Origin of the sequence: Streptomyces sp. NPDC042638, assembly GCF_040647235.1 — a bacterium.
GTDB lineage: Bacteria > Actinomycetota > Actinomycetes > Streptomycetales > Streptomycetaceae > Streptomyces > Streptomyces rameus.
On sequence record NZ_JBEZBT010000002.1, the window covers coordinates 150,939 to 165,924 of the forward strand.

General features: G+C 70.8%; 14 protein-coding genes. 9 read left to right on the forward strand and 5 right to left on the reverse strand.

What is annotated here, in order from left to right; translation table 11 throughout:
- The first annotated feature begins 91 nt into the window (after nt 1–91).
- Nucleotides 92–724 carry a uridine kinase gene (locus AB0B40_RS02275; protein ID WP_345050691.1) on the forward strand — a complete coding sequence of 211 codons (633 nt, stop codon included), beginning with the start codon at nt 92–94 and terminating at the stop codon, nt 722–724.
- Between the two features lie 84 nt (nt 725–808).
- Complete coding sequence (locus AB0B40_RS02280) at nt 809–1,222, forward strand: PPOX class F420-dependent oxidoreductase (RefSeq protein ID WP_345050694.1); 414 nt, start codon at nt 809–811, stop codon at nt 1,220–1,222.
- 97 nt (nt 1,223–1,319) lie between these two features.
- On the opposite strand, the gene corA is transcribed toward AB0B40_RS02280, so the two are convergent.
- Nucleotides 1,320–2,447, reverse strand: coding sequence for a magnesium/cobalt transporter CorA (corA, locus tag AB0B40_RS02285; RefSeq protein WP_345050696.1), 1,128 nt, complete (start codon nt 2,445–2,447; stop codon nt 1,320–1,322).
- A gap of 177 nt (nt 2,448–2,624) precedes the next feature.
- Here corA and AB0B40_RS02290 point away from each other — a divergent pair, with 177 nt between their 5' ends.
- Nucleotides 2,625–3,419, forward strand: a complete 795-nt coding sequence (locus tag AB0B40_RS02290; RefSeq protein WP_345050699.1) for a methyltransferase domain-containing protein — start codon at nt 2,625–2,627, stop codon at nt 3,417–3,419.
- 138 nt (nt 3,420–3,557) lie between these two features.
- Here AB0B40_RS02290 and AB0B40_RS02295 read toward each other — a convergent pair whose 3' ends face one another.
- Together AB0B40_RS02295 and AB0B40_RS02300 are read right to left on the reverse strand one after the other, a co-directional pair.
- Nucleotides 3,558–4,514, reverse strand: a complete 957-nt coding sequence (locus tag AB0B40_RS02295; protein ID WP_345050701.1) for a PfkB family carbohydrate kinase — start codon at nt 4,512–4,514, stop codon at nt 3,558–3,560.
- Nucleotides 4,499–5,407 (reverse strand): pseudouridine-5'-phosphate glycosidase, encoded by a 909-nt coding sequence (locus tag AB0B40_RS02300; protein WP_345050977.1) that lies wholly within the window; start codon nt 5,405–5,407, stop codon nt 4,499–4,501. The genes AB0B40_RS02295 and AB0B40_RS02300 overlap by 16 nt, the downstream gene beginning before the upstream one ends.
- 98 nt (nt 5,408–5,505) lie before the next feature.
- Between AB0B40_RS02300 and AB0B40_RS02305 the strand changes: the two genes are divergently transcribed.
- Nucleotides 5,506–5,937, forward strand: a complete 432-nt coding sequence (locus AB0B40_RS02305; RefSeq protein ID WP_345050704.1) for a VOC family protein — start codon at nt 5,506–5,508, stop codon at nt 5,935–5,937.
- Between the two features lie 94 nt (nt 5,938–6,031).
- On the opposite strand, the gene AB0B40_RS02310 is transcribed toward AB0B40_RS02305, so the two are convergent.
- Entirely contained in the window at nt 6,032–6,586 is a 555-nt protein-coding gene (locus tag AB0B40_RS02310; protein ID WP_362262225.1) for a methylated-DNA--[protein]-cysteine S-methyltransferase, read from the reverse strand.
- A 41-nt stretch (nt 6,587–6,627) separates the two neighbouring features.
- A complete protein-coding gene (locus AB0B40_RS02315) occupies nt 6,628–7,500 on the reverse strand; it encodes a glycerophosphodiester phosphodiesterase family protein (protein ID WP_345050708.1) in 873 nt (290 codons plus the stop codon).
- A gap of 284 nt (nt 7,501–7,784) precedes the next feature.
- Here AB0B40_RS02315 and AB0B40_RS02320 point away from each other — a divergent pair, with 284 nt between their 5' ends.
- The 5 genes from AB0B40_RS02320 to AB0B40_RS02340 all read left to right on the forward strand — a co-directional run bounded on the left by AB0B40_RS02320 (nt 7,785) and on the right by AB0B40_RS02340 (nt 14,939).
- Nucleotides 7,785–8,663, forward strand: a complete 879-nt coding sequence (locus AB0B40_RS02320; protein WP_345050711.1) for an MHYT domain-containing protein — start codon at nt 7,785–7,787, stop codon at nt 8,661–8,663.
- A gap of 40 nt (nt 8,664–8,703) precedes the next feature.
- A complete protein-coding gene (gene uvrB / locus AB0B40_RS02325; RefSeq protein WP_362262229.1) occupies nt 8,704–10,851 on the forward strand; it encodes an excinuclease ABC subunit UvrB in 2,148 nt (715 codons plus the stop codon).
- Nucleotides 10,852–11,023: 172 nt separating this feature from the next.
- On the forward strand, nt 11,024–11,602 hold the full coding sequence (locus tag AB0B40_RS02330) for a TerD family protein (RefSeq protein ID WP_345050715.1): 579 nt from the start codon (nt 11,024–11,026) through the stop codon (nt 11,600–11,602).
- Between the two features lie 64 nt (nt 11,603–11,666).
- Nucleotides 11,667–13,721, forward strand: a complete 2,055-nt coding sequence (locus tag AB0B40_RS02335; RefSeq protein WP_362262232.1) for a TerD family protein — start codon at nt 11,667–11,669, stop codon at nt 13,719–13,721.
- Nucleotides 13,722–13,943: 222 nt separating this feature from the next.
- Complete coding sequence (locus AB0B40_RS02340; RefSeq protein WP_345050720.1) at nt 13,944–14,939, forward strand: TerC family protein; 996 nt, start codon at nt 13,944–13,946, stop codon at nt 14,937–14,939.
- The last annotated feature ends 47 nt before the right edge of the window (nt 14,940–14,986 follow it).

Genomic DNA, 14,986 nt, shown 5'->3' on the forward strand with positions numbered 1-14,986 from the left:
GCCGCGACCCCGCCGACCGACCCGGGATCGGTGACATCGCCCGGTACGACCGTGACTCCCTCCGCTTCGAGACCCGGATACCGTGGGCCTTGTGCGACTGGAAGCGATCACCTGGGACCGGCTTGCCGAGCAGCTCGCCGACCGGCTGGCCGGTGCTGCGCCGGCCGATGGAGGGGCCTGGCCGCGCGTCGGTTTCGACGGGGCCCCGGCCGCTCAGCCGGAAGACCTCGCCACGCGCGTGGGGGAGGCACTGCTGGTGCGCGGCCGGCCCTCCCTGGTGATCGGCACCGAGGGGTTTCTGCGTCCCGCCTCGCTGCGCCTGGAGCACGGGCGGCAGGACGCGGAGTCGTACTACGACGGATGGTTCGACACCGGCGCCCTGTGGCGCGAGGTCTTCGGTCCGCTCGATCCCGGAGGCAGCGGGCGGATCCTGCCCGACCTGTGGGATCCGGCCACGGACCGGGCCACCCGCAGCCCCTACGTGCAACTGCCGCCCGGCGGAGTCCTGTTGCTTCACGGCCCCCTTCTGCTGCGTCACTGGTTCCCCTTCGACCTGACCGTGCACCTCCTGCTCTCCCCGGGCGCCCTGCGCCGCCGCACCCCCGAGGCCGACCACTGGACCCTCCCCGCTTTCGAGCGCTACGAGACCGAGACGGACCCGGCCGGCACGGCGGACGTCCTGGTACGCGCCGACGATCCCCGTCACCCCGCCTGGAGCGGCTGACCCGGACACGCCGTCCACGATCCGGCTCCCGATGATCCGGTCAACCCCCTTTTCTATGCGCGTGCATGTAACTAGGGTGACGTCATGACGACTTCACCTGCCGGTCCCGTCGGCTTCGACGACTCCCTCCGCGCTCTGCTGGACGGCAAGAACTTCGCCAGCGTCGCCACGCTCGGCCCCGACGGTGCCCCGCAGAACTCCGTGGTCTGGATCAAGCGCGAGGGTGACAGCGTGCTCTTCTCGTCCGTCGACCGCCGCCAGAAGGTGCGCAACCTCCGCCGCGACCCACGCATCAGTCTCTCCGTCTTCGACCTGGCGAACCCCTACCACTCGGCCGAGATCCGGGGCGTCGCCGAAATCCTGTCGGACGAGGCGAAGCGGCTCCCGCACGAGCTGTCGCACAAGTACCTCGGCATCGACCCGCCGGCCGAGAAGGACGACGAGATCCGTGTGATCGTCAGGATCGTCCCGCAGAAGGTGGTGTCCTTCACGGCCTGACCCGGCTCGGGGCGCCACCGGGTGGCCGTGGGAACGGGGGCCGCGTGACCGCGCAACCTCGCCACCTCGTATCACGCCCGGCCCGGGGCGCACCCTGTCAGAGCCAGCCGTTGCGCCGGAAGCCGCGGTACAGCGCCAGACAGGCCGCCGCCATCACGGTCATGACCAGCGGATAGCCGAACTGCCAGTGCAGCTCCGGCATGTGGTCGAAGTTCATGCCGTACACCCCGCACACCATCGTCGGCACGGCGACCACCGCGGCCCAGGCCGTGATCTTCCGCATGTCCTCGTTCTGCGCGACGGTCACCTGCGCCAGATGCGCCTGCAGGATGGAGTTGAGCAGCTCGTCGAACGCGGCGATCTGTTCCTTGGCCCGTGTCAGGTGGTCGAACACATCCCGGAAATAGGCCTGTATCTCCGGGGCGACGACCCGTATGGGCCGGGTGGCCAGATCCTCCACCGGACGGCCCAGCGGCACCACCGCCCGCTTCAGTTCCAGCAGTTCACGCTTCATCTGGTAGATGCGCCCAGGGTCCAGACGCGCGCCGTTCTCCGAGAACACCTCCGTCTCGACCTGGTCGATGTCGGCCTGCACGGCGTCCGTGACATTCAGGTAGTCATCGACCACATGGTCGGCGATCGCGTGCAAAACCGCCGCAGGCCCCTTGGCGAGCTGGTGCGAGTCCGCCTCCAGCTCCTCGCGCAGCGGTCCGAGGGAGCCGTGCCGCCCGTGCCGCACCGTGATGACGAAGTCCTCACCGACGAACACCATGATCTCGCCGGTGTCCACCACCTCGCTGGTGGCCGTCAGTTGCTCGTGCTCCACGTAACAGACACTCTTGAACACCGCGAAGAGCGTGTCCCCGTAGTGTTCCAGCTTCGGTCGCTGATGTGCCTCGACCGCGTCCTCCACCGCCAGTGGATGCAGGTCGAACAGCTCGGCGATCCCCGCGAACTCATGGTCCGTCGGCTCGTGCAGCCCGAGCCAGACGAAGCCTTCGCCGGTCTTGCGCACCAGCCGCACGGCGTCCACCAGGTCGGTGCACCCGGGCACACGCACGCCGTCTCGATACGTCACGCAGTTCACCACGGACGAGCCCAGCGGCGACCTGGCGGGATGGCTCAGGTCCACGCGCGGCCGACGCCGGGCCAGCTGTGCCACCTTGCGCAGGCCGCCGACCCTGCCCAGCCCCGTGACCTTCCGCAGATTCCCTGCCATCGACATCTGGATCTCCTCGCGTGGATCTCCGTGCTGCAACGCTTCCGTGCCTTGACCCGCAAGTCTGCCAGGCCGGGGCGAAGTGCGGGGAAGCCTGTGGGAACAGGAAGTTCCGCTTGGTTCCCGCCTGCGGATGGAGGGCCGGAAGAGGGGGACAACTCGGGTGACGGGGATGATCGGGGCATGACGCCATCCGACGGGTACCTCCTGGACAACCAGCAGAACGAGGCAGGCCGGCGCTTCGACGCCTTCGCCACCCTCTTCGACCCCACGACCTTCCGGCACCTCGAAGGTCTCGGCATCGCACCGGGCTGGCGCTGCTGGGAAGTCGGGGCCGGCGGCACCTCCGTCGTGTCCTGGCTCGCCGCGAAGGTGGGACCGGCCGGGCGGGTCGTCGCCACCGACATCGACACCACGCGGCTCGCCCCCGCCGGCCGCCCGCCGGTGGAGATCCGCGTCCACGACGTGGGCGCGGGGGAACCGCCGGAAGAGGGCTTGGACCTGGTCCACGCCCGGCTCGTCCTCGTCCATGTACCCGATCGGGAAAGGGCCTTGCGCTCCATGATCAAGTCCTTGCGGCCCGGCGGACGGCTGCTGATCGAGGACGCGGACCCCGCCCTCCAGCCCCTGCTCTGCCCCGACGAACAGGGGCCGGAGCAGCGGCTCGCCAACCGGCTGCGCCAAGGCTTCCGCAAGCTCCTCGCCGATCGCGGCGCCGACCTGTCCTACGGCCGTAAACTTCCGCGACTGCTCCGGGAGGCCGGGCTGCACGGCGTGGAGGCCGACGCGTACTTCCCCGTGACCTCGCCCGCCTGCACCGCCCTGGAGGCCGCGACGGTCCGTCAGATCCGTGACCGTCTCGTCGCCGCCGGCCTCGCCACCGACGCCGAGATCGACCAGCACCTGGCCAACGTGGAGACCGGCGCCATGGACCTGGCCACCGCACCGATGATCTCGGCCTGGGGCCACAAGGCATGACCGTCCACGCCCGGGCATCCGGCGGCGCCTGACCGTTACAGCCGCTGTCGGCCGGCCGCCTCCACTACAGCTGCTGTCGGCCGGCCGCCTCCAGTAAGAAGGGGCGGCGTCCGGCCTCCCCGGCACTTGTCTCCCTCCCTAGCTCCCGCTCGCTGCTCCAAGGTGTCCCTTGTCCCGACGCGGAGGTCTGCCGCCCACCCGCCGTACCGCCTCCGCGCCTGCCCGGCAGCCCCGGACCGCCGCGTCCTCCGGGGCCGCGCCCGCGAGCAGCGCGGCGAGAAAAGCACCGGTGAACGCGTCCCCCGCGCCCGTGGTGTCCCGGGGCACCGCCGGCAGGGCCGGGACCCGGGTCAGGACGGTGCCGGAACGGGCCACCAGCGCGCCGTCGGCCCCTGCCTTGGCCACCACCAGCGGCACGAGACGGCTCAGCTTGGCCGCCGCGTCCACCGGATCAGGCAGCCCGGTCAGCAGGCACGCCTCGTCCCGGCTGGGCAGCAGCAGGTCCAGCCCCTCCGCGAAGGCCAGGAAACGGTCCACCCCCAGCTCCGCCAGGAAGCCGGACGAGGCCGGGTCCAGGCTGACCGGCACGCCACGCGCGCGTGCCGCCGCCAGTGCCGTCCCCGCGAGCGCCCGGCTCGACTCCGTGAACAGCAGATAGCCCGACAGATGCAGCAGGGCCACCCCGTCGAGCAGCGCGTCCGACCAGTCGGCGGGACCGAGCCGCAGGGACGCCCCGCTGTCCGTCAGGAACGTCCGCTCGGCCGCCGCATCCGCGTCGACAAGACAGATCACCGTCCCGGTCGCCGCCTCGGGATCCACCACCAGCCGGGGCCGCACCCCGCCCGCGAGCAGCTCCCGCTCGTGCCAGTCCGCGGCGTCCGCCCCCACCCGTCCCAGCAGCCGTACGTCCGCGCAGCCCGCGTGGACCGCCCAGCAGGCCACGTTGGCGCCCGCGCCGCCCGGCAGCGTCCGGATCACGGCTGCCGTGTCGGTGCCGGCCGCGAGCGGCCCCCGGTGCCGGGCGACCACGTCCGTCACCACGTCCCCGACGACCAGCAGCGCTCCGTCCCGGCCCGCGCTCACCCCCTGGTCCACGCCGCGGCGATCCGTGCAGCCAGCCGGACGTTGCCGCGCACCGCCGCCAGGTTGGCACCCAGCGAGGCGCCGTCGGTGTGCCGGACCAGGTAGTCCAGCAGGAACGGTGTCACCATCTGCCCGGTCACGCCCTGCTCGGCGCAGGCGCGCAGGGCGTCGGCGAGCACGCGCGCGTGCAGCTCGGGGTCGAGTTGTTCCGCCTCCGGGACGGGATGGGCGATGATCAGCGCCGAATCCGGCGCGTCCAGCGTGTCCTGGGCGCGCATCACGGCCGCGACCTGCTCCGGGGTGTCCAGCCGCCAGTCGACCGGATGCCCCGAGTCCGCCAGGTAGAAGCCGGGGAACCGGTCCGTGCCGTAGCCGGCGACGGCCACTCCCAGCGTCTCCAGCCGCTGCAGCGTCGCCGGCACGTCCAGGATGGACTTCACCCCCGCGCACACCACCGTGATCCGGGTGCGCGCCAGCAGCCCCAGGTCGGCGGACTCGTCCTGGGTCACCGTCCACTCCCGGTGCACACCGCCCAGCCCGCCGGTGGCGAACACCCGGACGCCCGCCAGCGCGGCCAGCTGAGCCGTCGCGGACACCGTCGTCGCCCCGCTCGCCCCCGCCGCCACGGAGAGCGGCAGGTCACGGTGCCCCAGTTTGCGGATGCCGTCCTCGTTGGCGACCCGCTCCAGCTGCTGCTTGTCCAGGCCGACCCGGGGCTGCCCGTCCAGCACCGCGACGGTCGCCGGTACGGCACCCTCCCGCCGTACCGCGTCCTCCAGCTCCAAGGCCACCTGCAGATTGCGCGGGCGGGGCAGGCCGTGCGCGATGATCGTGGACTCCAGAGCCACCACCGGCCGTCGCGCGTCGATCGCCTCCCGGACTTCTTCCGACACCACCAGCACCACGTGCCCGCCTCCTGTCGTCGGTCCTTCCTCATCTCTGGCGGGCATCGGCCGCGGATAAACGCTTGTGGCCCGTGGCGGAGGCCACCAGCCTGGGACGCATGACGAAGAACACCACGCGTCTCGACCATGTCGTCCTGTGGGTGGCCGACCCGGTCGCCGCGGCCGCCTTCTACGAGGGGGCCGTCGGCCTGGAGCCGGTCAGGGTCGCCGAGTTCACCGAGGGGGAGGTGGCCTTCCCCTCCGTACGCGTCAACGAGGAGACCGTCCTCGACCTCGCCCCGCACAGCTTCGCCGCACGGATGAAGATGCTGCCCGGCTCGGCCGACAGCGCCGGCCACCCGGTCAACCACGTCTGCCTGTCCCTGCCGGCCGACGCCTTCGACGCCCTGCGCGCCCGTCTTGAGGAACACGGTGTCCCCGTGTCGGGAATCGACCCCGGCTTGTCCGGCGCCCGTGGCAACGCCACACGCAGCTTCTACTTCCGCGACCCCGACGGCAACGTCTTCGAGGCCCGGCACTACGACGACTAGGGGCTTTCGTCTGGCTCAGCCGGACCGGAGCGTGCTGCCCGCCCGCGAGCCCGGCATGATCCCAAGGACAGGCCCCAACCGCGTCCCGCTCCGATCAGAACAGCGGCTCGGGCAGCACACCCTCCAGGGCGAGAAGCTTCCGCTTGGTCTCCAGGCCGCCCCCGAAACCACCGATGCCGCCGCCGCTCTCCACCACCCGGTGGCACGGCACGACCACCGGCAGCGGATTGGCTCCCATCGCCGCGCCGACCGCCTGCGCGCCGCCGGGCTGCCCGACCCGCCCCGCCAGATCGCCGTACCCCACCACGGTGCCGTACGGCACGCCGGACGCCAGCTCGCGCAGTACCTGCCGGTTGAACCCGGAGATCAGTGACCAGTCCAGTGGCAGGTCGAAGGCGTGCCGTTCACCGGAGAAGTACGCCCGCAGCTGGCGTATCGCCTCCGTCAGCAGCGGCGAGTCCGGATCCTCCACGGGCCGGCCGCCCAGCCGGGCGGCCAGCCGCTCCAGCGCCCGGTCGCGCACCGCGTCCGAGGCGTGGAAGACGACGTTGACCAGGCCGTCGCTGGTCGCCGCCAGCATCAGCGGCCCGATGTCCGTGCCGACCACGGCCCACACGACCCGCCGCTCATCCTGCCCTTGGCTGTCCATGCGCCCACGGTACGGCCCGCCACCGACAACGCCTGCCCGGTTCAGTCCGCGGCCAGCGCCGCCCGCACCACGTCGGGCTTGTTGGTGATGACCCCGTCGACGCCGTAACCGGCCGCCTTGCGGGCGGTGGCCGCGTCGTCGACCGTCCAGGCGAACACCCCGAGCGGCCTGCCGTGCGGCCCGTGGAAGGTGTGCACCGTCGAGACGTAGCCCCGGGTGAGCGATCCGATCGAAGGATTGACCAGGTCCGCGAACCGGGCGAACCCGCGCAGCTTCGCCACCGAGGGCTTGCCCAGGTAGGCGGTGGTGACCGCCGGTTTCAGCTCGTGGACGGTCCGCACGCTGTCGGCGCTGAAGCTCTGCACGACCAGCCGGCGCAGGTGCTTGCCGTCCAGCCACCCCTCGTTGCCGAGGAGCTTCAGCGTCTGCTGCTCGATGCCCGGGTACAGCTCCGGGTTCTTGATCTCCAGGAGCAGTTTCTCGTGGTTGCGTTCGACCCGGCTCATGTACTGCTTCAGCGTGGGCACCCGCGCGCCCGCGTACGCCGGGGAGTACCAGCTGCCGGCGTCCAGCCGGGCGATCTCCGCGGCGGTGAAGTCCCGCACCTTCCACGGGGCCCGGCCGGGGAAGACGTCCTCGACGTTCGTGGTGCGCTGCAGGCTGTCGTCGTGGAGGACCACCAGCTCGCCGTCCTTCGTGCGCTGGACGTCGTTCTCCACCCAGGTGAAGCCCAGCTTGGCGGCCTTGTCGATGGCGGGCAGCGTGTTCTCGGGCGCGTAGGCGGAGGCGCCCCGGTGGGCGATCACGGTGGGCATACCGGCCTCGCCCGCCCGGGCGTCGGAGCCAGGGCCCAGCAGGGCCGCCGCCGTCCCCAGTGCCGCGGCGACGGCGGCGGCGACTACGCGCGCGTACATGCTTACTCCTCAGGTCGAGCCAATCGTGCATACGGACAGCACCAGAGTGACAGCCTGGAGTCAACGGCACCCGGGCGCACGATGGGCACACACCGAACGGAGATGTCCAGGACCGCTCACCGGTGGCGCACATCTGCGGTAAGGACGTGTTTCTTTGCCGGAAAATCGTTCGACCATTCCGGTGGGGGTCATACTCTCTGCGACAACCCTGACCGCCGCGCGGTCCTGGGACGGTGGCATATTCAAGCGTTCCGGGACGCGAGAAGGCGGAAAGGCAGCCGCGGATGCAAGGCACGGTCGACGGATTCAGTTACGGGGCCGTCACCCCGTTGGTGGCCTACCTGATGGCCTGCCTGGGGGGTGCCCTCGGCCTCCGCTGCACCACACGGTCCCTGCTGGTCACGCACTCCCGACGCCCCGCCTGGCTGGCCCTCGGCTCGGCCGCGATCGGCTCCGGCATATGGACCATGCACTTCGTCGCCATGATGGGCTTCAGTATCGCGGAGACACCGATCCACTACGACAAGCCGATGACCTACGCGAGTCTCGGGATCGCCGTCGTCATGGTCGGCGCCGGGATCTTCATCGTCGGCTACCGGGGCACCACCGGGACCCCGCTCTTCACCGGCGGCACGATCACCGGTCTGGGCGTCGCCTCGATGCACTACCTCGGCATGGCGGGTGTCCGCTTCCACGGACGGTTCACCTACGACACGCTCACCGTCGCCGCCTCCGTCGTCATAGCGGTCGTGGCCGCCACCGCCGCCCTGTGGGCCGCCGGACAGGTGCGGGGCTTCGCGTGGAGCGTGGGCGCGAGCGCTGTCATGGGGCTCGCGGTCAGCGGCATGCACTACACAGGGATGGCCGCCCTCGGCGTCCACCTCGACGGCGCTTCCCACGCCACCGGAGGCGCACCCGCGGCGTCCGTGCTCGCGCCGATGCTGATCGGCCCGCTCGCCTTCCTGCTGCTCGCGGGCGCCGTCGTGATCTTCGACCCGCTGATGGTCACGGGCCGGCCCGACTGGAGGCCCGTCGAGCACAAACCGGGCGTCCCGGCCGCCGCCGTCGCTTCCCACGCCGACCGGCGTCCCGCCCTCCACGAGGGGCGCAGGCCGGTCCGACGGCCCGCGCACCACGGCTCCGGGACCCCGCAGAACCGCTGATCAGGACCCGTTGTCAGTGCGGGGTCGTACGGTTGATGACATGCGGCCCGTTTCCCACATCGAACGCACGGTGGCGCCCTTCGAGGTCGTCAGCCCCTACCAGCCCAGCGGCGACCAGCCGGCGGCCATCGCCGACCTGGCCAAGCGCATCGACGCCGGCGAGAAGGACGTCGTCCTCCTGGGCGCGACCGGCACCGGCAAGTCCGCCACCACCGCGTGGATGATCGAGAAGCTCCAGCGCCCCACGCTCGTGATGGCGCCGAACAAGACGCTGGCCGCCCAGCTGGCCAACGAGTTCCGCGAGCTCCTGCCGAACAACGCGGTCGAGTACTTCGTCTCGTACTACGACTACTACCAGCCCGAGGCCTACGTCCCGCAGTCGGACACCTACATCGAGAAGGACTCCTCGATCAACGAGGAGGTCGAGCGGCTGCGCCACTCGGCCACCAACTCGCTGCTCACCCGCCGCGACGTCGTGGTGGTCGCCTCGGTGTCCTGCATCTACGGCCTCGGTACTCCGCAGGAATACGTGGACCGCATGGTCCCCCTCAGGGTCGGTGACGAGATCGACCGGGACGATCTGCTGCGCCGCTTCGTCGACATCCAGTACACGCGCAATGACATGGCCTTCGCCCGCGGCACCTTCCGGGTCCGCGGCGACACCATCGAGATCTTCCCGGTCTACGAGGAGCTGGCCGTCCGCATCCAGATGTTCGGCGACGAGATCGAGTCGCTGTCCACGCTCCATCCGCTCACCGGCGAGATCATCAGCGACGACCAGCAGCTCTATGTGTTCCCCGCCTCGCACTACGTGGCCGGCCCCGAGCGCATGGAGCGGGCCGTCAACGACATCGAGAAGGAGCTGGGGGAGCGCCTGGCCGAGCTGGAGAAGCAGGGCAAGCTCCTGGAGGCCCAGCGCCTGCGGATGCGCACCACGTACGACATCGAGATGCTCCGCCAGATCGGCACCTGTTCCGGTGTGGAGAACTACTCGATGCACTTCGACGGCCGCCTGCCCGGCTCCCCGCCGAACACCCTGCTGGACTACTTCCCGGACGACTTCCTCCTCGTCATCGATGAGTCGCACGTCACCGTCCCGCAGATCGGCGCCATGTACGAGGGCGACGCCTCCCGCAAGCGCACCCTCGTCGACCACGGCTTCCGGCTGCCCTCCGCCCTGGACAACCGGCCCCTGAAATGGGAGGAGTTCCAGGAGCGCATCGGGCAGACCGTCTACCTGTCGGCCACCCCGGGCACCTACGAGCTCTCGCGTTCCGACGGCTTCGTGGAGCAGATCATCCGCCCGACCGGGCTCATCGACCCGGAGGTCGTGGTCAAGCCCACCGAGGGCCAGATCGACGACCTGGTGCACGAGATCCGCAAGCGTACGGAGAAGGACGAGCGCGTCCTTGTCACGACGCTGACCAAGAAGATGGCCGAGGACCTCACCGACTACTTCCTGGAGCTCGGCATCCAGGTGCGGTATCTGCACAGCGACGTCGACACCCTGCGCCGCGTCGAGCTGCTGCGCGAACTGCGCTCCGGGGAGTACGACGTCCTGGTCGGCATCAACCTCCTCCGTGAGGGCCTGGACCTGCCCGAGGTGTCCCTGGTGGCGATCCTGGACGCCGACAAGGAGGGCTTCCTGCGCTCCGGCACCTCGCTGATCCAGACCATCGGCCGCGCTGCGCGCAACGTCTCCGGCCAGGTCCATATGTACGCCGACAAGATCACCCCGGCGATGGAGAAGGCCATCGACGAGACCAACCGCCGCCGCGAGAAGCAGGTCGCCTACAACAAGGCGAACGGCATCGATCCCCAGCCGCTGCGCAAGAAGATCAACGACATCGTCGCGCAGATCGCCCGCGAGGAGGTCGACACCGAACAGCTCCTCGGGTCCGGTTACCGCAGTGCGAAGGACGGCAAGGGCGCGAAGGCACCCGTTCCCTCGCTCGGCGACAAGGCGGCCAAGGGCGCGAAGGCCGGCAAGGCAGCCAAGACCGCCAAGGGGAAGGCGGTGCCCACGGACCGCCCGGCGGCCGAACTCGCCGAGCAGATCGAGGAGATGACCGAGCGTATGCGCGCCGCCGCGGCGGAGCTGCAGTTCGAGATCGCCGCCCGGCTGCGCGACGAGGTCTCCGAGATGAAGAAGGAGCTGCGCCAGATGCGGGAGGCCGGCCTCGCCTGAGCCTCGGCCCCGGTACCGACCTCGGCATATGCGTCAAGTGTTGCAACACCGACACAAAAGCGTGGGCCGAGGTCGGCACTGTCAGCGGCTCTGCGTAGGGTGCTGGTCAACCGCGCAGTGCCCGACAACGGCCCGGCGGGGCAACAGGGGAACGTCGAGAGGGGATTCAGCCGTGTCCGTCAACTTGTCCAAGGGTCAGGCCATCAGCCTGGAGAAGAAGGACGGGGCCACGCTGACCGCGGTCCGCATGGGACTGGGCTGGCAGGCGGCGAAGCGGCGTGGCCTGTTCGGCTCCCGCACCCGCGAGATCGACCTGGACGCCTCGGCGGTCCTCTTCGCAGGCGGCGAGCCCACGGACGTCGTCTTCTTCCGCCACCTGGTGAGCGACGACGGTTCCGTGCGCCACACCGGTGACAACCTCGTCGGCGGCGTCGGCCAGGGCGGCGACGACGAGGCGATCCTGGTGGACCTTCAGCGCGTCCCGGTCCACATCGACCAGATCGTCTTCACGGTGAACTCCTTCACCGGCCAGACCTTCCAGGAGGTGCAGAACGCGTTCTGCCGGCTCGTGGATGAGACCAACGGTCAGGAACTCGCCCGCTACACCCTGGCCGGCGGCGGCGAGTACACCGCCCAGATCATGGCCAAGGTGCAACGGGCCGGCACCGGCTGGACGATGACGGCCATCGGCGCCCCGGCCAACGGCCGCACCTTCCAGGACCTGATGCCGACGATCCTGCCGCACCTCTAGGACGGGACCGACTGCTCACCGGGCACGGTACGCACGACAGAACGACCCAAGGGGGGCGGCGGCGGTGGCGGCTGAGCTGGTACGGGGGCAGAACCACCCGCTGTCCCAGATCCGGTTGGAGATCCGGGTCTGCGCCGGAGTACCTGTCCTGACCGGTGCCACACTCGGCGACGAGCACGGCACGGTGCACGGCTGCCAGTGGGTGGCACACCCCGGCGCCCCCGCCCAGCCCGGCGTCGAGGTGCCCCGGCAGGCCGCCGCCGAGCACCGCTTGGCCGTCGACCTGGCCGCCCTTCCCGAGGCCGTGCACCGCCTCGACGTGTTCCTCGCCCTGCCCGCCGGCACCGCGGGCCCGGACCGCTTCGGTGCCGTCCCGGCACCGCACGCCACGGTGAACGGCCTCGACGGCACCGAACTCGCCTGTTACACCCTCACCGGCCTGGATGCCGAGTCGGCCGTGATCGCCCTGGAGCTGTACCGCAGACAGGGTGCCTGGAAGGTACGGGCGATGGGCCAGGGCTACGCGGACGGTCTGCCCGCACTCCTCGCTGACCAGGGGCTGCGCGACGCAGACGATCTCGCGACCGCCATCCACGAGGCGGCACACGCCCCGCCCCACGCGACACCCGCGCCGCCGAACGAGCCGGTCCCGCGCGCAACCCCGCCTTCCTCGGCCCGGCCCGCTCCCGGCGGTAAGACGCCGTCCGCCGCACAGACCGCCCAGGCCGCGTCGGAGCCGCCCGCCCCCTCGGTTTCGCCCGCCCCCTCATCGTCCGCTGCTCCTTCCGTATCGCAGGCAGCCTCCGCTTCCGAGCCGGTAGAGCCTGCTCGCCGGTACGCCCCGCAGAGCGGTGAGGACGCCGGCGGGGCCGGTCCCGGCCACCCCGGCGGTCCGGTCGACTACACGCACCCCAGGCGCGCCCACAGCATCCCGTCGCCACCCGCGCCACCTCCGCCTTCGGGGCCCTCGGCCGGCGACGGACAGGCCGCCCGGCCCGTCGCCGGAGACGCCGTGGGCTGGTCGATGGAGGAGCGGCTGTACAACCAGGTCTGGGGCATGTTCGAGGACCTCGCCCGCACCACCGCGGCCTACCGCAGTGCCGTCGATTACGCCGACTCGCGTCTGGAGAAGGAACTGGACCAGGCTCTCGCCGACCCGCGCGCCAGGCTCGGCGGGGCGAGCGACGCCGCCCGCGAGGCGGCCCTCGCTCGCCGGGCCCAGTTGGCCGGCCGGGCACGTGCGGCCCTCGACCGCGACCTGGCCCAGCTCACCGCCGAGGCGGAGGTGGTCGAGCCCGCGCTCCCACCCGCCTACGCCTGCTGGGGCGCCCCCGTCTGGCACGCCTACCGCGCCCCCGCCGAGCCGCCGATGGCCCTCCGGCTCGGCGATCTCCATCTCCCCGAGAGCGCCCCACTGCGCATCCCGCTGCTGGTCAGGCTGCCGCTGGAACGGGGTCTGTGGATCGACAGCGGTCCGGGGGCAGGCGCCGGGGACCCCGTCCCGGACCTCGCCGAGCTGCGGCACCTGGCCGTGGAGGCCGCGGTCGCCCTCGCGGTGCGCCTCCTTGCTGTGCACCCGCCGGAGGCGTTCTCCGTGCAGGTCGTCGACCCGGCTGGTGCAGGTGCCCGTGCGCTGCTGCCGCTGACGCAGGCCGGAGTGCTCGCGGCGCCGCCGGCGACCGGGGCGGCGGAGGTCTCGCGCATGCTGGAGAGGCTGACCCGGCGGGTCGACCTGGTGCAGATGGCGGTGCGCGGCGGCGCGGCCGAGGCGTTGCCGGCCGACGTGGACACCGCACAGCAGCTTCTGATCGTCAACGACTTTCCGCACGGTTTCGATGAGCGGTCGGTGACCCGGCTCCGCTATCTCGCCGATGAGGGCCCTGCTGTCGGTGTGCATCTCCTGCTGGTCGCCGACCGTGAGGACGCCGCCGCCTACGGCCCCTTGCTGGATCCGCTGTGGCGTTCGCTGCTGCGACTCACGCCGCTGCCCGACGACCACTTGGCCGATCCGTGGGTCGGTCACAGCTGGACGTACGAGCCCTCACTCGCCCCGGCCGGCAGCCACGTTCTGCAGCAGGTGCTCGCGGAGGTGACCAAGGCCCGCACCAAGCAGTGGTAAAGAGCACCTGACCAGGCGACTTGGCATCACCTTTACTCAGCGCTTTACCTTTCCTTGGTGATTGGGTAGTGTTCTACGTGCGGAGGGGAGTACTCCCTGACTGCGGCGCACCCGTCAGTACGGACCGGTTCCGGTCCCGGGGCGTCGGCCCATCCCGGGTGGAAGAGACCTCCGGCAGCGACAACGCTGATGTGTTTGCCGTTACGTAATGCCGGAGGTGCAGTGCAAGTCACCCTGACCCTGTGGGTCCTCACCGTCGTGGGCCTCGCCGCCCTGATCGCGGTCGACTTCTTCATCGGCCGTAAGCCGCATGAGGTGTCGATCAAGGAAGCGGGCATCTGGACGGTCGTCTGGATCGCCCTGGCCGGACTGTTCGGCCTCGGCCTCCTCGTCTTCGGCGGTGGACAGCCGGCCGGCGAGTTCTTCGCGGGCTTCATCACCGAGAAGTCGCTGAGCGTCGACAACCTCTTCGTCTTCGTCCTGATCATGGCGAAGTTCGCGGTACCCGCCCAGTACCAGCAGCGCGTTCTGCTCGTCGGCGTCCTCATAGCCCTGGTCCTGCGGGCCGTCTTCATCGCCGCCGGGGCCGCGATCATCGCCAGCTTCTCCTGGGTGTTCTTCATCTTCGGCGCCTTCCTGATCTGGACCGCCTGGAAGCTCGTCCAGGAGGCCCGGGCCGACACGGAGGACGAGGAGTACGAGGAGAACAGGCTGCTGAAGGCGGCGGAGCGCAGGTTCGGCGTCGCCGACCGCTACCACGGCACCAAGCTGTGGATCCAGCAGAACGGCAAGCGGGTCATGACCCCGATGCTCGTCGTGATGCTCGCCATCGGCACCACGGACGTGCTGTTCGCCCTGGACTCCATCCCCGCGATCTTCGGCCTGACCCAGGACCCGTACATCGTCTTCACCGCCAACGCCTTCGCACTGATGGGTCTGCGCCAGCTGTACTTCCTCATCGGCGGGCTGCTGCGGAAGCTGGTCCACCTCTCGTACGGGCTGTCGATCATCCTCGGCTTCATCGGCGTCAAGCTGGTGCTGCACGCCCTGCACGAGTCCGGCGTCCATGTGCCCGAGATCAGCATCCCGGTCTCGCTCGGCGTGATCTGCGCGGTCCTCGTCGTCACCACGGTCACCAGCCTGCTCGCCTCCAGAAAGCAGGCGGCGGCCGAGGCGGCACACGCCGGCGGCACCCGGAAGGACGGTGCCGACGTCTGACCGCGCCGTTCGCGATCGCGGAAGTCCTGCCATCGCGCGCCCGGCCC